This window comes from Helicobacter sp. NHP22-001 (assembly GCF_030270165.1).
GTDB lineage: Bacteria > Campylobacterota > Campylobacteria > Campylobacterales > Helicobacteraceae > Helicobacter > Helicobacter gastrofelis.
In genome coordinates this window covers 401,551-420,502 of the sequence record NZ_BSWS01000001.1, presented here as the reverse complement: position 1 = coordinate 420,502, position 18,952 = coordinate 401,551, and the positions used below count along the sequence as shown (strand labels likewise).

Below are 18,952 nucleotides of genomic sequence, written 5' to 3'. Positions count from 1 at the left end.
TGATTAAATGCACACCTCTTTTACAATCATCTTTTTAGCTGTCTTTTTGTTGCTCAATAGCTTTAATTATGTGCGTTTAAGGAAATTTACATACCCCTCTTTACGCTTGATCCCCATTGCCTTATATGTTTTTGAAATTTTCTTTTTATTCATACAGCGCGGGATGATCCCTAATGTCTTCGGGGAATTTAGGATTGTCTTGTATGCCATAGGTGGGATTAGCATGGCCACCAGCTTTATCATGGCGTGCCTCTTGCTCTTACATCTGCTGATCCTCAAAACCACGCCCCAAAATACCGACCTTAAGAGGCGACAAGCCATTAAAAAATTCTTTGATCTAGGCGTGATTTTTTGGCTCTTTAGCTCAATCACTAAGGGCTTTTACAACGCAACCCATCTTGCGATCACAAAACGCCGTGTCAAGCTTAAGAATTTAAAACAAGCCCTCCATCTAGCCATGATCAGCGATGCACATATAGGTCCGTATCTTAAAAAAGATTACTTGCGACAAATTGTCGATCGCATCAATGCCCTTAACCCAGATATAGTCGTGATTGTGGGGGATTTAGCGGATTTAAGGGCTAAGTTGGTGCAAGAGGATTTAGCGCCGCTTAAAGACATCCAATCCAAGCACGGCGTGTATTATGTGCTAGGCAACCACGAGTATTACCACGGGGCGACCGCTCTCATTGAGGTGTTTAAAAGACACCATATACGCGTCTTGCAAAATGAGAGCGTCCAAGTAGCTGGGCTTAATTTAATGGGGGTGAATGATCTCATGGGGTATCGCTTTAAACATTTTGAGCCCGATTTTAAGACTCCATTTACCCAAATCAACCCCAATCTACCCAGTGTTTTACTCTCCCACCAACCCAAATCCCTCACACATTTAAAGCAAAAACCCGACTTGCTTTTATGCGGACACACCCATGCAGGGCAAATCTTCCCCTTTAGCCTCTTGGTGTGGCTGGATCAAAAATATCTCTACGGCCATTACCATTTAAAAGATTGCCAGATGATCGTGAGCAGCGGTTGTGGCTTTTGGGGACCCCCTGTGCGTATCCTCACCAAGAGCGAAATCGTGTCCATCCATCTAGAACCTGAAAATCAAGCTAGGGTTTAGAAGTTGTGCGGCAGCCCGGCAAGTCGGGGCTTTTTAGCCCGGTTTAAACTTAAATTATTGATTAATAACTTACAATATCTAGTTTCTAACCATCTCAAATGGGGGATTTTATGCAAAAACACATAAAGGGCATTTTATCAACACTCATGGGGATCTCCCTAGCACTCTCAGGCTGTGCAACAGACACGGGAACACAAGCCGCAAGCAACCAACCACACGCAAAGAGCGCAACTCCTATCAACTTTAACTACCCCATCCACATTGGCCAAGAGCCTCCAAATGACCACATCACCGCCATTTTAACCCCGCATATCCAAGCTGATGAAAATGTCCAACCTTACATCGCAAAATTCCAAAACGCCCTAGCCACACAGGTCCAAGAGATTCTCCAAAGAAAAGGCTACACCGTTATACGCATTGCATCCGCCAAGGATTTTACACCCACACAAAAAAATGTCATCTACTCTCTATTAAAAATCAAGGGGTGGATAGGCATTTTAGAAGAGACTAACATTGACACCAAAAACCCACAAGATCCCAACACGCAAACACAAGCAGCGCAGAGCGCGGGGGCGGTGATTTTACAATTCATTGAGCCCAAAACAGGGCGCACAACCCACAATATCGCCATCAATATCGGCGCAGAACACGCCATCACTTACTCCAACTTTCAAGAATCGGTCATCTTAAGTGGGTTTGCGGGGGCTGGCTCTGTCAGTCTCGGCGACACTGCAAACAATGCAAACGATGCCGACTTGGGTGGCCCTATGGATAAAAATCATGACGATGCTGTCCATAGGATTCTCAATAAGGTGTATAAAGTGGTGTTAGAAAGAGTGATCTCTTGGGCGCAACACTCTAATCTAAAGCAATACAGGCAAGTGATCGATCAGATTAGAAAATAAATTGAGCCAACACAGCTAAACCAAGCAGGTTAAGCAAGGCGCAAGCCGTGCCAAAAATCCTAAAGTCCCTACTTGCCATGCTAAACCCCCAAAACCCTTAATAAGCCATGTTTACCCCTTTAGATGTTATTGTCCGCCCACAACAAGGATATAAAAGTGATGGTTTCTAAGGAGAGTCTAGGGAGTGTTAACAAGTCTTGGGGTTTGACAAGGCTTGTCTTTTTTGAGTATTTACATTATGGCAAGTTAGGTTGGTGGCGGCGGTGGATTTATCCCACTTGGCGGCTTTTATTTGTATGGTCCAATAGGACACACAAGTTTTTCCAAAGAAGAGACGGATTTATGGTTAAAACTCCGTTACCAAGCCATGCAACACAAATTAGTGCCATGTAGCGTTTTATGCGCTTCAATGAGTGTCGGGCAATTTTAATTTTGTCCTATATGTGGTGTGCTAGCACTAAAAGCATAGATAACCAAAAGGCGATTAATTCGATTGGGCTCAAAGTTGGAGATTTGCAAATCTAACCCCCATTATTTAAAAATATCCTTATAAAAAAAGACCACAATCCCAGAAATGATGAGTGTGAGGCCTAGAAGTTTAAATAGGCTGATGGTTTTTTGCGCCAAGCCAAAAGCCCCAATGGAGTCTAAGAATAAGCCCATACACAACTGCCCCACGAGTAAAAAGACGAGCATGGGGGCTAGCCCAATTTTGGGTGCGCTGGTGATGGTCGTAAACACCACAAAAGCCCCCAAAAGACCACCGATAAACTTCCACCACTCTTGATGGAATAAGAGTTTTAGAGTATCGCTGCCCATTTGGTGAAACACCCTTACTAAGACTAAGAGACATAAAGTCCCCACCAAAAACGAAAAGAACGCCGCAAAGACACTTACACCCCCCATATCTCTAGCTAAAGCCGCGTTGATGGGGGCTTGCAAAGCGAGGGCCATGCCGGCTAAGAGTGCAAAAATATAAAACATTAACAACCCCTTAATTGTGTGTATAAGGAGACCTTAACATTTGAACTTTAAATAAATTTTAATCAAATTTTCATCTCTAGGCATTTTAATTCCTTGTCAAAGGGGTCAAATTCACCCACTAAAGTTAGGGGGCTTTGGGGGCGAAAGTGGATATGGTGCTCCTTAGGGCAAAACCACCACTTACACACCAACAGGGCGGTGTGATCCTCTAAGATGAGCTCTACATGCTGCTTGGTGCGCCCCAAAAAACGCCACGATTTTAAGGGGGCGCAAACCTCAAATAAAGGCGTGGGATTGCCCACCCCATAAGGCTCGCCCTTGGCATAAAGCTCTAAAAACTCAGTATTGAAAAACACTTCTAAATGGGGGGCTTTAAAGGTCATAGCGTGCTTAAAATCTCTAGGGCGTGCTTAAAGTCATCTTGGGTTTCAAACACAAGCCCGCAGGCTTGCTTATGCCCCCCGCCTTGAACGCTCACGCCCTGCTCTTTTAATTGGGCTAAGGCTTGCATTAAATCCGTCTCTTTAGAGCGCAAGGACACTTCTATGCTTGTGTTTTCAAACCGCCAACACAAAGACAGCTTGCCCCCCATTTCTAAGAATTGGTTAGCGAGCATGCCTAAAACCCCTCTAGGGATTTGCCCGCCCGCATAGATGAGTGCGCCTTTTTGTGTGGGTTGTAGGTTTTTTTTAATCTCTTGGATACACTCTTTGCGTTTTTGATTGGTCTGCACTAAAAGCACGGCGTAAGTAGGGTTAGCCTCCCTTGTGGCGAGTAAATCCACGACTAAATTGCAATGGCAAAAGCCCTCAATGCCATCGAGCCGCCCCACGGCATTGATCAAGGGGATGATGTCCCACGCTAGGGTGCTTAGTTTATAGGGGTTTTGGTATTTTTGGGCTAAGTATAGGGCTTTGAGTGAATTTGGCATGGCGCTCTTTAGGGTGTGGTCCATGCGCTGCACCAGTTGGCGGTTGTAGGGCATACTTAAATCCATCATGTCGCCTATGGTGCTAAGCCCGGCTAAGACTTGTAAATATTGCAAATGGTCTAGGCGCATTTTCACCTTGGTGTGCTTGGCATAGGCGAGCAAGAGCAAATACCCCACGCACGCCCCGCTAATGCCTTTAAAGGGATGCTTGTCGCCTAAAAGTGGATGCACAAAGGCATCGCAAGCGGGGATACGCCCCTCCAAAAATTCGTGGTGATCGCTTAAGATTAAAGGCGTGTTGTGGGCGTGTAAAAAGGCGCACACCTCATCGGGGATGGTTGCCCCATTGTCTATGGTGATGAATAGACTATCCTTAAAGTTTAGGGGCTTGCCCCCTAAGCTTTGCCCTTTAGCGTTGTAGTGGATTTTCACTAAGCGTTCTTGATGGGCGTAGGCTTGTAAGAGTTCTACGCTCATGCCATAGCTGTCTATGTTGCGTCTGGGGATGATGTAATTGACTTTGGGGTAGTGCAGCACCTCTTTAAAGAAGTATAGGGCTAGGGCTGTCCCGCTCATGCCATCGCAATCGTAATCCCCCCCGATAATGATTTGCCTTTGCTCTTTTAAGGCGTGGGCTAAAAGCTCTAACGCCTTGTGCCCCTCGCCCATTTCTAGCACACTATCAAGGCTAAATTTATGCGTGCCGTCCTCTTTGCTAATGCTCTCAATGTGCGCCCTAAATGCCTCTAACATTAGCGCCCCGGTGTGTTGCCCCAAAGCTGTATGTGTAGCCTTTGGCCTAAAGAGTAGCCATGCGCTAAACACACGGCCACTAAACTCTCTAAACCCTCTTGTAAGCTCTCTTGATCTGTGGCTAGGGGCATGAGATAGACTAAGGGGGGCTTTTTAAAATGCAACCTTTTTAGCAAGGCTTGCACTTCTTGTATATCTTCAGGGCTTTTTAGCACGAATTTAAACACCACTTCTAGGGCGTTGTCTAAGATGTGTTGCAAGGGCTTTAGGGGGGTTTGCTCGCCACTAAAGGCCAACTTGGGGCTTAGGGTAAAGTGCAGAGAATCTAAGGGCGGGCTAAAGTCAAACAACACACTCCCATTACTCTCAACCCAAAGTTCATGCCCTTTTGTCTGCAAAATTTGCAACGCCTCTAGCAAAATAGGGTTTTTAAAATGCAGGCTTGGCTCACCCCCGGTGAGCACGATTAAAGGCAAGTGTTTAGAGTTAAAGGCGGGGAGTTTGTCTAAAAGCTCTTTGGCACTCTTTAGATATTGCCATTTAGAATTGGGGCGCACAGCGTAGATACTATCACAGCCCACAAGCTCTTGCCCCTCAATATTTGCCCGCACTCCAAAGCCCACGCATTTAAAATTGCACCCCCCTAAGCGGATAAACACACTCGGTTGCCCCACACAAGAGCCCTCGCCCTGCAAGCTGTAAAAGGTTTCGACTAGGGGTAGGCTCATATTTGGGCTAGGGGTAGGGGGCTAGAGAAGGGTTTTTTAGGCATGACTTGGGCGTTTTCTTTGGCTTGGTGGTAATTTAAAAGCTGCTCTAAGAGTTTTGGATTTGGCATGTCTTTTAAAACGGCGGGGGAAAACACCACGCCCTCTAAAGAGATTGCCCCCATTAAGTCGGGGTTACTTAAATCCTCTGCCTCACTTTGGGCGTAGCCATAGCTGGTTTCATGCACTCTCACAGAGCAGACTTTCACCGCCTCGTCGTTGTGTAGTTCTGTTGCCTCTAAAATCGCGCTGATGAAAAGGTGGAACATTAAAGCGTAATGCTCGGCACTTGGGTTAAAGCTCAGTTTCACATGGCGTTCGCAAGTGTCCATGATAAAACTTTGGAAGCCTACGGCTTCTTTGTCCCAAAAATGATGTGCGTGGTCAAATGCGTCAACGAAGCTTGCGATTTCATTTTTAAAAATCCCAAAATCTAAGGCCATGCCCGCTCTGTCTAGCTTGTGTGCTTTTAAAAAGACTTCCACTTGGTAGTTATGTCCGTGTATGCTCGTGGCGCACCGCCTAGAAGTGCAGTTACGCACGATGTGGCTCGCACAGAAGTTAAACAAACGGCGGATTTGCATTTTAACGCCTATAGCAGGGCTGGTAAATGGGGAGTTGGTGGTAGTAGCGGTAATGCTCCGACCTGGTGAAGTCTATGCGCCCGATGGTGTTAGAGATGAGCTCTTCATACAAGCGGTCATACCCGCAGGTGTTCCCGCTCACACTCCCGTCAATGTAAAGCACCCGCTTGTTTAAAATGTTGTCCCACCAGTCTAAAATGAAATGCGACCCAGCCAACATTTTAGAATACGCCGAAAAGCCATTGATGGCGTAGTAGTCTGTGGGGATTTTGGCGCAATAAAATTGCCCTTCATGCCAATAACAATGGTTGCTCTTAGCTCTGTCTATGAGGGTGTAGTGGTAGGCGAGCACAGGCACGGCAGAGATGTTACGCACCACTTGGGCGTAAATGACATTTTTGGCTTTAGCAGGGGGGTATTCAAGCATGCTAAAGACATTGTAAAAACCGAGCTCTTGCAAGTCGTAGATGATGAGCTGGATGTAAAAGGAGGTTACCATGTCCTCCTTGTTGTAGACCACCACCGTGGGCGAGCTGACATTAAAGATATACCCCCCACGCACCTCAGAGAAATAGCCCATGTTCAAGCGGTGGCAACCGCTAAAGAGAAAGACTATAGGCAACAACCACAAAAAAAGGTGTTTTGTTTTCATAAACCCCATTCTACTATAAGTTTAGGCAAACCAGCCTTGCAAACCCTCTAAATCGGCGTAACTTGTCATGTTCAGCGTGATGGGTGTGATGGACACAAAGCCCTCTTTTAGGGCTTTAAAATCGCTCATTGTCCCCTCTCTTTCCTCCCAACGCAAGGGATTGACCCCCATCCAGCAATACTGCTTGCCCTTGGGATCTTGCTTGCAGTGGATATTGTTGGCATACAAGCGGATGCCCTGCTGTGTGATTTTCACCCCCTTAAAATGCGGGCTTTGGGGGACATTGACATTTAAAAACTTACGCCCCTTTAGGGGGTATTCTTTTAAGCAATGCTCTACAAGTTTTAAGGCAATTTCTTTAGCTAGGGCAAAATCAAATTGGCTAAAGAGTTTGCGCTCTTTGATGTATTGCGACAAGGCGATGGAGGGGATGTTGTGGATCGTGCCCTCAATCGCCCCGGCAACGGTGCCTGAGTAGAGCACATCCTCGCCCATGTTCGAGCCGTGGTTAATCCCTGAGATGAGTAAATCAAAGGGGCGTTTGGCAATGGATAAAGCCAAACACACGCAATCTGTGGGCGTGCCATCGTCCACGCGGTAATACCCATCCCCCATTTGCTCCAAGCGCAAGGGCAGGGTGGTTGTAACCCCATGTCCGCAGGCGGATTTTTCATTTTTAGGGGCGACCACCAAGATCTCAGCGATGGGTTCTAGCGCCTCCTTGAGTGCTAAAAGCCCCCTTGCCTCATAGCCATCATCGTTTGTGAGTAAAATATAAGGCTTCATGCCAAGCTCTCCAGCAAATGCGTTAAATACCCTTTCAGGGCGGGGGGCAGCTGTGCTAGCCTCTCTAAAAGTTGCGCTTGTAAAGTGCTTAAATACCCCCTAGCCCCCTCTAGCCCGAGCAAGCGCACATAGGTGTTTTTCAAGCCATCAGCATGCGTGCTTTTGCCCGATTGCTCAGGGCTTTGGGTGGCGTCAATGATGTCATCGCGCACTTGGAAAAACAAGCCCATGTGTAAACCCAAATCAAAGAGGGTTTGGGGCAAGTGTTGGGGGGTCTTGCTAAACTCTTTGGCAATGAGTGCGCCCATTTTAAGGCTAGCGGCGATGAGTTTACCCGTCTTTAGGGTGTGTAATTTCTCTAATTGTGCTTGCTCCAACTCCTGCCCCTCAAAGTGGCAATCTAGGGCTTGGCCTAGCACCATGCCCCTAACCCCCCCACATTGTGCTAGAGTCGCCACTAAGCGCACCTTTAGGGGGCTTGAGAGTTTGGCACTTACGATGAGCTCAAAGGCGTAGGTGTTTAAACCATCGCCCACAAGCGTAGCTGTGGTTTCGTTGTAGGTGGTGTGTAGGGTGGGATGACCGCGACGCAGGGGGGAGTTGTCCATGCAAGGTAAATCATCGTGGATAAGCGAGTAAGTATGCAATACCTCTAGGGCTAGGGCGATGGGGTGGGCTTGTTGTATGCGCTTACTTGAGCGCACAAAGGCGCACACAACAGCTAATAAAAGCTTGGGTCTAAAGCGTTTGCCCCCATTTAAAAGCATCTCCCAAAGGGCGGTTTCAAATTTAAAAGAGGGATCAAAAGGAGGGTCAAAGTCTTGTAATTTTGGTTTTGGCTTACTCGCGACAAGATACGCCTCAAAGGCGGCGCACACCTCGTTAAACAAGCGCAAATCACAAGCGGACATAGAACTCAAATCCATTTCTTAAAACTAACATTTCAATCCTCCCCTGCATGTAGGCGTGGCTTAAAGCGCGGCGCAGAGCGGCAAGCTTAGCACTAAAGCTCACGCCGGCGGGGGCTATGGGTCTGCGGTTGATCCACACGAGCTTATCGCCCACATGCAAGAGCTTAAAATCGTGGGGGCGGCTCTTGCTGATGGTTTGGATGACAAAATGTGGACTTAGCCGGATGCCAAAGCGCTCTAAAAAACTATCGGGCAGCAAAAACCCTCCATAGCGTCTATCCACCCGCACGCTTAAAGTCTTGTAACGCCCCCTTCTTAAAACCTGCACGCTGGCGCGCTCCTGGTAGGCTAAATTACTCACCACCCATTCAAACTCCCGCACATTGTTGATGTTGCGCCCATTGATATTGGTGATTTTGTCCTGCTCTAAAAAAGGGTTGTTTGGAAAAAAAGGATCGATGCTCTCGACCACCACGCCCCCCCTTTGGCGCACCCTCACCCCGATGTCGCCATAGTAGGGCGACTTTTGGCGTAAAAAGCGTTTGATGTAGCGCGCCTCTATAAAGCCTCCACCCACCCCCACGCCATAAATTTGATAGCAAATATTGCTCACCACCCCATTAGCCGCCACAAGGGTAGAGAACTTAGCAAAGTCTAAAAACCCCTCTTGGCGTTTGACAATGCGCCCGGGAGTGGCTCTGTCTACGCTGATACTTGCTAAGGGGTGGGTGTAGGCACGCTCGTCGATGTCTAAGAGATTGTAGGCAAACTCGGTAGGGGGGGTTTTGAGTAAGTAAAAGCCGATGAAGGGGTCTGCTTTTAAAATTTTCGCCCCCTTGGGGAGTTTGCCATGGGCAAAGGACACTTGCCCACCTTTCCAAAACAAGGACACACTGCCCGAATGGCTCGCCCTTTTGTAATAGCCCTCACAATGCGAGAAGTCATAGCCTTGAAGGGCATTTAAAAAGAGAGCCAGCAGCCCTAAAAAAGCAAGCAAAAAGCGTTTTCGTGCGTGGGGCATGGGCGGCTAAATCAATCTAAGACCCTATTTGGCAAAGGGGTTGATCCCCCCGAGCATGCCAAAGGCGGCGTTTTTTCTTGCGTCCTCCACTTGTTTATACGCCTCATTAAGCGCGCTCATTAAGTAGATTTGCAAGGCTTCTTTATCCTCAAGCAAACCATCGTCTATAAAAATGTCTAAGAGCTCGCCCGCCCCATTAAACTTCACCTTCACAAGCCCGCCCCCGCTCTTGGCCTCAAAGGTGGTTTCCTTGCTCTTGTTCTCCATTTCTTTAATCTGCTCTTGCAAGCTGGAGAGCAAACCGCCAAATTGGCTAAAATCTAACATGAAATATCCTTCTTGGGGGCGTTGTTGTGGTCCACAAACACGATGTGAGGCTTGTGGTTTGGTAAGTCCTCTAAGGGAAGCGACACATAGGCGACAATGATCACAAGGTCGCCCTTTTGCACTAAGCGGCTTGCCGCCCCATTGATACACACTTCATAGCCCGCGCCCTCAATGACATAGGTGCTAAAGCGCGCTCCGTTGTTGATGTTTAAAATATCCACCTTCATGAAGGGGGCAAGTTTAGAGGCTTTTAACAAGTCCGCGCCTAGAGTGATCGAGCCTTCGTAATTTAAATTCGCATCCGTAACCACCGCGCGGTGGATTTTGCTATACAGGGCTTGGATGAGCGGCATTAGGGCGTTTTCGTGGTTTGGCGCAGTTTGCGGGTTTTGCTCGTGTTTTTGAGCGTCAATTGCATTTCTTGGTTGCGCCATGTGAATTTCGCACTCCCCCCCTCTTTAAGCCCACCAAAGAGCAGCGCATCGCTCAGTTTCACCTTGATATGCTGATGGACTAATTTTTCCACAATGCGTGCGCCTAGGGGGTCTTTTTGGCATAAAGTGGCGAGGTAGTTAATGGCGGATTTATCCACCGCAAGGCTGATGTTACGAGGGGCAAGCATGGCCTCGATTTTCTTGCACTCTTTTTGCACCACGCATTCCAAATGCGCCAAGTCTAGGGGTTTGAAGGTTAAAATCGCATCCAGTCTTGAGCGCAGTTCAGGGCTTAAAATTTCTTTGAGGGCGTTTTGGTAGCGGTGGGCGTTGTCCTCTAAAAAGCCCAACTTGCCTAAAGCTTGGCTGCCGGCATTGGAGGTTAAAATTAAAATGGTGTGGCTAAAGTCGCTCTTGCGCCCGGTGTTGTCGGTGAGGGTCGCATCGTCTGTGATTTGCAAAAGCAGGTCGTAGACATTGGGGTGCGCCTTTTCGATCTCGTCTAAAAGCAGCACACAACGAGGGTGCTTTCTAATGGCATTCACCAACAGCCCGCCCTGCTCAAAGCCCACATACCCCGAGGGCGCACCGATGAGCTTAGAAATGCTGTGCGGTTCTTTATACTCGCTCATGTCAAAGCGTTCTAAATGCAAGTGTAGGTGCTTGGCTAGGGCTTTGGCTAGCTCGGTTTTACCCACCCCACTAGGGCCTACGAATAAGAAACTTGCCACGGGTTTTCTTGCCCCCGCCAAACCCGAAGCGTGGATTTTAATGGTTTCCACCAAGCGGGCGATCGCCTGATCTTGGGCGAAGACTTCTTTTTTGAGTTGGTCCTCTAGCCCTTTGAGGCGGTTTTTCTTCTCGGGGCTGATGTGGGCTTTGGGGATGTCTATTTTAAAAGACAGCACATTTTCAATGTCGTTTTTAGAAATGGTGGGGGGGGGGCTGCTTGGGGCGTAGATTTTCTTAAACGAGCCGGCCATGTCCATTAAATCGATCGCCTTGTCGGGTAAAAAGTTTTCGTGCAAATAATGCACGGACAAATCCACGCAAGCCTTTAGGGCTTCTTTGCTGTATTTGACCTTGTGGTGGCGCTCGTAGTAGCTCGAGATGTCCTCTAAGATGCCATAGCAATCCTCTTTAGAGGGCTCTAAGATGTCAATTTTACTAAAGCGGCGGCAAAAGGCTTTGTCCTTTTCGAGCACCGCTCTAAACTCGTCAAAGGTGGTCGCGCCAATGCAGCTTAAAGAGCCATCAGCGAGCATAGGCTTTAAGATGTTTGCCCCATCAAGTGCCCCTGCGCTTGAAGCCCCCGCCCCTAGCACGGTGTGGATTTCATCGATGAATAAAATACTTCCCTTGTCCCGTTGTAATTCTTTTAGGGTCTTTTTGAGGCGTTTTTCAAATTCGCCTCTATACTTGCTCCCTGCGACCATCGCACTCAAATCTAGGGCGTAAATGGTGCGCCCTGATAAAAATGGGGGGACTTCTTGGTTGGCGATTTTCAAGGCCAACCCCTCAGCAATGGCGGTTTTGCCCACGCCCGGCTCGCCCACCAAGAGGGGGTTGTTTTTCTTGCGCCGCCCCAAGACCTCGATGACTTTTTGGATCTCCACTTCTCTATGTGAAACGGGGTCGATGGCGTGCTTGGAGGCGAGGGCGTTTAAATCCCGGGCGAACTTCCTTAAAGCGGAGGTTTTCTCTTTGGAGAAGGTTAAGGGGGGTTGTTCTAGGATTTTAGGGCCATCAATGCCATAGGTTTTTAGGATTTCGGTGGCATAGCAAGGGATTTTCTCCACCATGAGCCACAGCAAATCCTGCACATCTAGCACCTTGTGGGGCATTTCTTTGGCGTAGCGGCTTAGGGCCTGAAGCAGGCGGTTTAAATGCTCGTCATTTACGGGAGTTTTGCCATGCCCCTCTGGGGCGTTTTCATAGGTGGGGATGTTCTCGGTGAGGTGGTTTTGGGTGAGTTGCTTCGCCTCCTCTATGTCTAAATCCAAACGCCTTAAAAAGCCTTGCACCTCTTTGTCATTGAGCATGATAAAAAACAAATGCTCGGGGGTGATGTAGCGGTGTGAGAGCTTGCTCGCTAGGGCCATCGCCGCATTTAATAAGCGGTTGAGTCTTGTGGTGATGGGAGGCATTACTTTGCCACCAACACAGGGATGGGGGAATTGTCAATGAAACTATTTTGGTGTGAGCCAAAGAGGCGGTAGAACATGGACGACTCGCTCGCCCCGATGACGAGTAAGTCAAAGCTAGGTGCCATTTCTAGGATAATATCCACGGGGTTGCCCATTTTCAACGCTGTCTCGCAAGAAATGCCCTGTTGGGCGAACAGCTCCGTGAACTCATCGATAAGGTGTTTGGATTGCTCGTCCTCAGCCACCTCGGTTTGGCTGTAGTTCATGATCCCACTCTCGGGGTAAATCAACACTTCGGGACTGACATGCACCAAGGTGAAATGCACTTCCTTCATCTTAGAAAACAGCCTAATTGCCGCATCCACCCCGCTTCTGCACTCTTGCGTATCGCTGATCCCAAAAAGCACTCTAAGCATGGCAAATCCTCACACAGAATTTAGCTCCATTATAGAAAAGTTAAGCTAAAAGTATCGTTATGAGCATTTGTATTATAATACCCCACTACCAAAACCCACAAACAAGGATACCCAATGCATCGCCCAATTTTTATTAGCGCCACCAATACAGATGTGGGCAAGACCACCATGGCCCTTAAACTCGCTCAACTTTACAACGACAAAGGCATTAAAACCCTACTTACCAAGCCCATTGAAACAGGCATCAACACCCAAGAAAAAAGCGATGCCGACTTATTCTTAGAAACAAACCAGCAAATCGACCCCGATTTAATCTTAGACGACATTAGTTTTTACCGCTATGTGCTCGCGGCTAGCCCCTTTGTAGCGACGCGCTTTGAGCCCCACCTACCCCTCATAGAGTTTAAATACATTGAAAAAAGGCTTAAAACCCTGCAAGAAAGATGCGACCTGCTCATCATTGAAGGTGTGGGGGGCTTGCTCGTGCCCCTAGATGAAAAGGTGCGGATTGTGGATTTAGCCCTCTACCTTAAGGCAAAATTGCTACTAGTGAGTGGAAGCAAACTTGGCATGTTAAATGACCTCTTGTTAAACCTGCACTACCTCAGCGCAAATAAAATCCCTTGCCAAATCGCCATCAACATGCGCGACAACCGCGCCTACTACCAAACCAGTAAGCCCTATGTGGATTATCTTAACAACAACTTAAAAGAACCCATTTTAGTTTTTCAAGAGCAGCAAGACCTGCTTTTAAACCGCCTCTTAGAATCTTAAATAAGCCTTGTTTATCAAAATGTTATGAAAATGACTATAATAGCCCCCTAACTCAAATTCAAGGAGAAAACATGTTTGTTTTAAGAGATTTGCCCTACAGCAAGGATAGCATGGGAGATTTTCTAAGCCCCACCGCTTTTGACTACCACCACGGTAAGCACCACCAAGGCTATGTCAATAACCTCAATAACCTTGTCAAAGGCACTGAGTTTGAAAACAGCTGCTTATTCACCATCCTCACCAAATCTAGTGGGGGGGTGTTTAACAACGCCGCACAAATCTACAACCACGACTTTTATTGGGACTGCCTAAGCCCAAAAGCGACCGACATGAGCGAGGAGCTCAAACACGCCATCACCACCGATTACGGCTCACTCGAAGCCTTTAAAGAAGCCTTTGTTAAGAGTGCGACCACACTTTTTGGCTCCGGGTGGAATTGGGCGGTATATAACCCCGCGACAAGCAAAATTGAAATCGTGCAAACCAGCAACGCCCACACTCCCGTAACCGAGCAGAAAGTCCCCCTTCTAGTCGTGGATGTGTGGGAACACGCCTACTACATTGACCACAAGAACGCCCGCCCCGTCTACCTTGAAAAGTTTTACGAACACATCAACTGGGCGTTTGTGAGCGCGTGTTTAGAGTGGGCAAAAAAAGAGGGTCTAGGCTCTGTAGATTATTACATCAACCAAATCGTGCATAAGAAAGCCTAGCTGTGCAAGACCCCCTCATCATCGGCCCTAAGACCTTTGCCTCCCGCCTCATTGTGGGCAGTGGCAAGTATAAGGACTTTGCCACCACTAAAGAGGCGACTTTAGCTAGCGGAGCGGACATGCTCACCGTAGCCGTTAGGCGGGTGAACATCACGGATAGGAGTAGTGAAAACCTGCTAGACACCTTCAAGGACACGCACATCAGCTTTTTACCCAACTCCGCCGGCTGTGTCAACGCTAAAGAAGCCATTGCGCTCTTTAGGCTTGTCAAAGAAGCGACCGGGATCGACTTCATTAAATTAGAAATCATCGGCGATTTGCGCACCCTCTATCCCGACACTCTAGAAACCCTAGAGGCGTGTAAAATCCTTGCTAAAGAGGGCTTTTATGTGCTCGCCTACAGCAATGACGACCCCATCATGGCTAAAAAGCTTGAGGACGCAGGGGCGAGTGCTGTGATGCCTCTAGCCTCGCCCATAGGTAGCGGATTAGGCATACAAAACCGCTACAACATCGGTTTCATCAAAGAAGCGGTGCGTGTGCCCGTGATTGTAGATGCCGGCGTGGGCTGTGCTTCGGATGCGAGCATTGCCATGGAGCTAGGGGCGGACGGAGTTTTAACCAACTCTGCCATCGCCCTAGCCAAAGACCCCGTTTTAATGGCACAAAGCATGAAGCACGCCGTTTTAGCCGGACGCCAAAGCTATTTAGCCGGGCGCATCCCTAAAAAAGCCTATGCCGACCCTAGCTCTCCTGTCTTTGGGCTTGCCCAACTTTGAAAGACGATCTTTTTTGCGCCCCCCTGCCTAAACGCTTTGAGTTTGACAGCCAGGTGGCGGGCATGTTTGATGACATGCTCGCACGCTCCATCCCCCACTACCAAGAAACTTTGAAACTGGCTAGCCACTTTGTGGCGCAGGATTTGGTGGGCGTGGTTTATGATTTGGGTTGTTCTACGGGCAATTTTTTAGCCACCCTTGCCCCCCTCTTGCCCGACAACACCCCCCTAGTGGGTGTAGACAATGCGCCTAGCATGCTAGAAAAGGCGCAAGAAAAATTAAAAACCTTTAATGTAATTTTGCGCTGTGAAGATTTATTAAGCACCCCCTTAGACAATGCGGGGGCGGTGGTGTTGCTCTACACTTTGCAGTTTATCCGCCCCTTGCAACGGCAAGCCTTGATTGAACGCATTTTTAACGCCTTAAAGCCCGGGGGGGTGATCCTTGTGGCGGAGAAAATGATGAGCTTGGATCGCATTTTAGACAAGCAAATGGTCGAACTCTACTACCTTTACAAGCAAGCACAGGGCTATAGCCTCAATGAAATCAGCTTTAAAAGAGAAGCCCTAGAAAATGTTCTTGTGCCTTACAGTCTGCAAGAAAACATGGCCCTACTAGAGCAAGCGGGCTTTAAACAACCCGAAGTGCTGTTTAAGTGGGTGAATTTTGGGCTGCTTTATGCGCGCAAAACTTAGGGGCAAATCGCCTCTAATAAATCCAAATCAAAGCCCTTTAGAGCGGTGTACTCGGGGCGATCTTGCGTGGTAAGAAGCCTAAAGCATTTGATGCCAAGGCTCTTTAGCACCAAAGCCCCGATGCCAAAGTTTTTCAGCGTGTCGTGCACTTTAGCCTGCGGGTCAATGAAGATCAGCACCCCGCCCTCAAGCTGCAGCCGCTCCACCACCCGCATAAAAAAGCCGTAGTTTGCTGCATGGCTCAAGAGCTCGCGATCGCTCCTAATAATGTGGAAGCGCACCAAAGGGGCATCGCTTAGGTTGCCAAATTGGTAGACAAAGTGTTTGCGCTTTAAATGGTCTAAAAACACCAGTCCCTTGCAAGCCACGCCCGCCAAATGGGCAGGTGCTTCTTCCATGAGATTTAATAAATTCTCGCTCTGCAGGCGGTAGCTCACAATGTCGGACACATATAAGATTTTTAGCTCGTGGGTTTTGGCAAAGTCTAATAAAAATTTATCCCCCCTTTTTGCCATAGAGCCATCCTCTTTCATGATCTCACAAATCACGCTCACCGGCTTTAGCCCCGCCAACTTACACAAATCCACACTCGCCTCTGTGTGCCCTGTGCGCACCAACACCCCCTCTTCTTTAGCAATCAAGGGGAAGATGTGCCCCGGGCGCACAAAGTCGGTCGGCGTGCTGTGCTCTTTACATAGCAGCTCAATGGTGAGCGAGCGCTCATAGGCGGAAATGCCCGTTTTGGCTGCCTTTGCGTCAATGGAAATTGTAAACGCCGTTTCGTGCTTGGAGTCGTTGTGGCTCACCATGGGCTTTAAATCAAACTTGCTTGCGATCTCTTGGGTGAGGGCGACACAAATGAGCCCCCTTGCGTATTTGGCCATAAAGTTGATCTTCTCGGGGCTGGTGAAAATGCCCGCCATCACCAAATCCCCCTCGTTTTCGCGGTCCTCATCATCCATTAAAATCACCAACTCCCCATTTTTGAGGGCGTTGATCGCCTGCTCCACTCTCTCTAAATTTGTCATGCGCTTCCTTTGATAAGGCAAACATTGTAGCACAATGCTTAATATTTAGTGGTATGGGTCTATAATAAGGTTTGTAATTTGGGTAAAAAGGATTTTGATGCGTTTTTTAGTTTTTGTCTTGGTGGTGGGTTTTTGCTTTGGAGAGCAGATCAAGGTCGCGGCGGCGGCAAATTTAAGCCAAGCCTTAGTGGCGATCAAAACGGCATTTCTAAGACAACACCCCAAAGACGAGATATTTTTAAGCTTTGGTTCCTCGGGGCACTTGTTTAACCAAATCACGCAAGGCGCGCCCTATGATTTGTTCATCAGCGCCGACAAGCAAAGACCCTCAAAATTAGTTGCAGACGGCATCACCTCCTATCCCGTGCGGGTTTATGCCCGAGGGATTTTAGTGCTTTGGAGCGCAACTAGACCCGTAAAGTCCTTAGAGGTTCTGCAAGGTTCTTACAACCACCTAGCCATCGCCAACCCTACCCTAGCCCCCTATGGGCGGGCTAGCATAGAAGTCTTGCAAAAGCTGCACCTAGTCGATGTCTTGCAGCTTAAAATCGCTGAAGCTAGCTCTGTAGCGCAAGCAAATGCATATGTCGCTAGCAAAGCCGCACAGCTAGGTTTTAGTGCCCTATCTTTAATGCAAATGGATAAAAAGGCACATTATTTAATCGTCCCGCAGGAATACTACAGCCCTATAGAGCAGGCAATGGTGCTCACCAAATGGGGGGGGACTAAAAAGCTTGCCAAGGATTTTGCGGATTTTATTTTAAGCTCGAGAGGGCAAGCAATCCTTAAATCTCATGGCTACTCAGTTGCTCCCTTTTGACACTAGTTTTACCGCCACTCTAGCCCTCACCTTTAAGCTGGCGGGCCTAACGACTTTGATTTTATGCCCCATAGGGTTGGCTTTTGGGGCGTATTTGGCGTTTAAAAATGGGGTGTTAAAACTTGTGGTTGAAACCTTGATTTGGATGCCCTTAGTTTTACCCCCCACAGTGTTAGGCTTTTATCTCTTAGTGCTCTTTGCGCCCACAAGCCCACTAGGGGCGTTTTTGCAAAAATTTCATATCCACCTTGTCTTTAGCTTTAGTGGATTGGTGCTGGCTAGTGCAATCTTTTCTCTGCCTTTTATGGTAAACCCGATCCAAAACGCCCTAAAGGGTTTGCCAAAGTCGCTAAAAGAAGCCAGCTACACGCTGGGCAAAGGCAAAATTTTTACTTTCTTTCGGGTGCTTTTACCCAACATTAAGCCCGCCCTACTCATGGCAGCCACCATGACTTTTGCGCACACCATAGGCGAGTTTGGGGTGGTCATGATGGTGGGGGGCGGGCTTGAAGGGCAAACAAAAGTGGCAAGCATCGCCATTTACACCCAAGCTGAAGCAAATAATTTTTCCCTAGCCAATCAGTATGCCCTCACTTTAAGCATTTTGAGCTTTATACTCCTTTTTGGCACACTCCTTCTTCAAAAACGCTGGCAAGCTTTTTACAAATTTTAGGGTTTTTGTGTTAGAATGGGGGCTTAAATCATTTAAAGGTTTGTGTGATGAAGCAAGAAGCGAATTTGGCGTTCGGCGTTGGTGCTTTAAAGAAAGCCGCCTCTTTGTGCCTATCCGTTGGATTGGTTGCAGGATTTGTAGGGTGTGGTTGGTTTAAAAAGCCCGGTGTTACGCAGCTCATCCCACCCTCAGCCACAGGCTTACAAGCCCCCATTTACCCCCCCACGACTTTTAACAATGGGCGCAGCCCCCGTTCCATGCCCGTTTTTCCCAAACCCGCCTCCTCTTCTCCACAGATCGAAACTCGCTTTGACAATTCCTCCCAGAGCGTTGCGCCTTCTGCTGGTGAGAGTGCCATGATCACCAACACTCCGATCCTCACCCCTACTAATATCATCGAACTTAGCGCAGTGGGGATGGGTGTCGCACCCGAATCAACCATTTCACCCTCTCAGGCTTTGGCTCTAGCCAAAAGGGCGGCGATTGTGGATGGTTACCGCCAACTAGGCGAAAAAATGTATGGGATCCGCGTGAATGCGACCGACACGGTCAAGGACATGATTTTACAAAACTCTGTGATTAAAACAAAAGTCAATGCCTTGATCCGCAACGCCGAGATCACCGAAACGATCTACAAAGACGGGCTTTGCCAAGTGAGCATGGAGCTCAAATTGGACGGGCGCATTTGGTATAATGTCTTTAACCGCGCACGCGGATAGGGCAGTGGGC

At 48.1% G+C, this 18,952-nt stretch carries 23 protein-coding genes; 9 read left to right on the top strand and 14 right to left on the bottom strand.

Annotated features, from left to right (window positions below; translation table 11 throughout):
- Window positions 1-7: 7 nt before the first annotated feature.
- Both QSJ47_RS02225 and QSJ47_RS02220 read left to right on the top strand, forming a co-directional pair.
- On the top strand, window positions 8-1,123 hold the full coding sequence (locus tag QSJ47_RS02225; RefSeq protein WP_285602281.1) for a metallophosphoesterase: 1,116 nt from the start codon (window positions 8-10) through the stop codon (window positions 1,121-1,123).
- A gap of 110 nt (window positions 1,124-1,233) precedes the next feature.
- Window positions 1,234-2,028 (top strand): HpaA family protein, encoded by a 795-nt coding sequence (locus tag QSJ47_RS02220; RefSeq protein WP_221272091.1) that lies wholly within the window; start codon window positions 1,234-1,236, stop codon window positions 2,026-2,028.
- A gap of 531 nt (window positions 2,029-2,559) precedes the next feature.
- On the opposite strand, the gene QSJ47_RS02215 is transcribed toward QSJ47_RS02220, so the two are convergent.
- The 13 genes from QSJ47_RS02215 to QSJ47_RS02155 form a co-directional block, all read right to left on the bottom strand.
- Window positions 2,560-3,012, bottom strand: a complete 453-nt coding sequence (locus tag QSJ47_RS02215) for a DMT family transporter (protein WP_221272090.1) — start codon at window positions 3,010-3,012, stop codon at window positions 2,560-2,562.
- Window positions 3,013-3,074: 62 nt separating this feature from the next.
- Complete coding sequence (locus QSJ47_RS02210) at window positions 3,075-3,395, bottom strand: single-stranded-DNA-specific exonuclease (protein ID WP_285602280.1); 321 nt, start codon at window positions 3,393-3,395, stop codon at window positions 3,075-3,077.
- Window positions 3,392-4,696 (bottom strand): DHH family phosphoesterase, encoded by a 1,305-nt coding sequence (locus QSJ47_RS02205; RefSeq protein ID WP_221272088.1) that lies wholly within the window; start codon window positions 4,694-4,696, stop codon window positions 3,392-3,394. The genes QSJ47_RS02210 and QSJ47_RS02205 overlap by 4 nt, the downstream gene beginning before the upstream one ends.
- A complete protein-coding gene (locus QSJ47_RS02200) occupies window positions 4,696-5,424 on the bottom strand; it encodes a 7-carboxy-7-deazaguanine synthase QueE (protein ID WP_285602279.1) in 729 nt (242 codons plus the stop codon). The genes QSJ47_RS02205 and QSJ47_RS02200 overlap by 1 nt, the downstream gene beginning before the upstream one ends.
- Window positions 5,421-6,047, bottom strand: coding sequence for a 6-pyruvoyl trahydropterin synthase family protein (locus tag QSJ47_RS02195; protein WP_285602278.1), 627 nt, complete (start codon window positions 6,045-6,047; stop codon window positions 5,421-5,423). The genes QSJ47_RS02200 and QSJ47_RS02195 overlap by 4 nt, the downstream gene beginning before the upstream one ends.
- 1 nt (window position 6,048) lies before the next feature.
- Complete coding sequence (locus QSJ47_RS02190) at window positions 6,049-6,699, bottom strand: hypothetical protein (protein WP_285602277.1); 651 nt, start codon at window positions 6,697-6,699, stop codon at window positions 6,049-6,051.
- 21 nt (window positions 6,700-6,720) lie between these two features.
- Window positions 6,721-7,485 (bottom strand): 5'/3'-nucleotidase SurE, encoded by a 765-nt coding sequence (gene surE / locus QSJ47_RS02185; RefSeq protein WP_285602276.1) that lies wholly within the window; start codon window positions 7,483-7,485, stop codon window positions 6,721-6,723.
- On the bottom strand, window positions 7,482-8,396 hold the full coding sequence (locus tag QSJ47_RS02180; protein WP_502875106.1) for a polyprenyl synthetase family protein: 915 nt from the start codon (window positions 8,394-8,396) through the stop codon (window positions 7,482-7,484). The genes surE and QSJ47_RS02180 overlap by 4 nt, the downstream gene beginning before the upstream one ends.
- Complete coding sequence (locus QSJ47_RS02175) at window positions 8,383-9,417, bottom strand: DUF7488 domain-containing protein (RefSeq protein ID WP_285602274.1); 1,035 nt, start codon at window positions 9,415-9,417, stop codon at window positions 8,383-8,385. Before QSJ47_RS02175 ends, QSJ47_RS02180 begins: the two co-directional genes overlap by 14 nt.
- Window positions 9,418-9,441: 24 nt before the next feature.
- Complete coding sequence (locus QSJ47_RS02170) at window positions 9,442-9,744, bottom strand: YbaB/EbfC family nucleoid-associated protein (RefSeq protein WP_221272082.1); 303 nt, start codon at window positions 9,742-9,744, stop codon at window positions 9,442-9,444.
- Entirely contained in the window at window positions 9,738-10,097 is a 360-nt protein-coding gene (gene panD, locus QSJ47_RS02165; RefSeq protein WP_221272081.1) for an aspartate 1-decarboxylase, read from the bottom strand. Before panD ends, QSJ47_RS02170 begins: the two co-directional genes overlap by 7 nt.
- A complete protein-coding gene (locus QSJ47_RS02160; protein ID WP_285602273.1) occupies window positions 10,097-12,325 on the bottom strand; it encodes an AAA family ATPase in 2,229 nt (742 codons plus the stop codon). Before QSJ47_RS02160 ends, panD begins: the two co-directional genes overlap by 1 nt.
- Window positions 12,325-12,741: a universal stress protein gene (locus QSJ47_RS02155; RefSeq protein ID WP_221272080.1), complete on the bottom strand. Its 417-nt coding sequence runs from the start codon at window positions 12,739-12,741 to the stop codon at window positions 12,325-12,327. Before QSJ47_RS02155 ends, QSJ47_RS02160 begins: the two co-directional genes overlap by 1 nt.
- A 114-nt stretch (window positions 12,742-12,855) precedes the next feature.
- Between QSJ47_RS02155 and bioD the strand changes: the two genes are divergently transcribed.
- The 4 genes from bioD (at window position 12,856) to cmoA (ending at window position 15,702) form a co-directional block, all read left to right on the top strand.
- The gene (gene bioD / locus QSJ47_RS02150; protein ID WP_285602272.1) at window positions 12,856-13,515 is read left to right on the top strand and encodes a dethiobiotin synthase; all 660 of its coding nucleotides are present in this window, start codon (window positions 12,856-12,858) and stop codon (window positions 13,513-13,515) included.
- Between the two features lie 71 nt (window positions 13,516-13,586).
- Window positions 13,587-14,228, top strand: a complete 642-nt coding sequence (gene sodB / locus QSJ47_RS02145; RefSeq protein ID WP_285602271.1) for a superoxide dismutase [Fe] — start codon at window positions 13,587-13,589, stop codon at window positions 14,226-14,228.
- A 2-nt stretch (window positions 14,229-14,230) separates the two neighbouring features.
- Window positions 14,231-15,007 carry a thiazole synthase gene (locus QSJ47_RS02140; RefSeq protein WP_285602270.1) on the top strand — a complete coding sequence of 259 codons (777 nt, stop codon included), beginning with the start codon at window positions 14,231-14,233 and terminating at the stop codon, window positions 15,005-15,007.
- Window positions 15,004-15,702, top strand: coding sequence for a carboxy-S-adenosyl-L-methionine synthase CmoA (gene cmoA / locus QSJ47_RS02135; RefSeq protein ID WP_285602269.1), 699 nt, complete (start codon window positions 15,004-15,006; stop codon window positions 15,700-15,702). Before QSJ47_RS02140 ends, cmoA begins: the two co-directional genes overlap by 4 nt.
- Here the strand turns inward: cmoA and QSJ47_RS02130 are convergent.
- Window positions 15,699-16,730: a bifunctional 3,4-dihydroxy-2-butanone 4-phosphate synthase/GTP cyclohydrolase II gene (locus QSJ47_RS02130; RefSeq protein WP_285602268.1), complete on the bottom strand. Its 1,032-nt coding sequence runs from the start codon at window positions 16,728-16,730 to the stop codon at window positions 15,699-15,701. The genes cmoA and QSJ47_RS02130 overlap by 4 nt on opposite strands.
- 97 nt (window positions 16,731-16,827) lie before the next feature.
- Here QSJ47_RS02130 and modA point away from each other — a divergent pair, with 97 nt between their 5' ends.
- The 3 genes from modA to QSJ47_RS02115 are packed head-to-tail and all read left to right on the top strand — an operon-like array spanning window position 16,828 to window position 18,942.
- A complete protein-coding gene (gene modA / locus QSJ47_RS02125) occupies window positions 16,828-17,550 on the top strand; it encodes a molybdate ABC transporter substrate-binding protein (protein ID WP_285602267.1) in 723 nt (240 codons plus the stop codon).
- On the top strand, window positions 17,525-18,223 hold the full coding sequence (gene modB / locus QSJ47_RS02120) for a molybdate ABC transporter permease subunit (protein ID WP_502875101.1): 699 nt from the start codon (window positions 17,525-17,527) through the stop codon (window positions 18,221-18,223). Before modA ends, modB begins: the two co-directional genes overlap by 26 nt.
- A gap of 47 nt (window positions 18,224-18,270) precedes the next feature.
- Window positions 18,271-18,942: an LPP20 family lipoprotein gene (locus QSJ47_RS02115; RefSeq protein ID WP_221272072.1), complete on the top strand. Its 672-nt coding sequence runs from the start codon at window positions 18,271-18,273 to the stop codon at window positions 18,940-18,942.
- Window positions 18,943-18,952 lie beyond the last annotated feature (10 nt).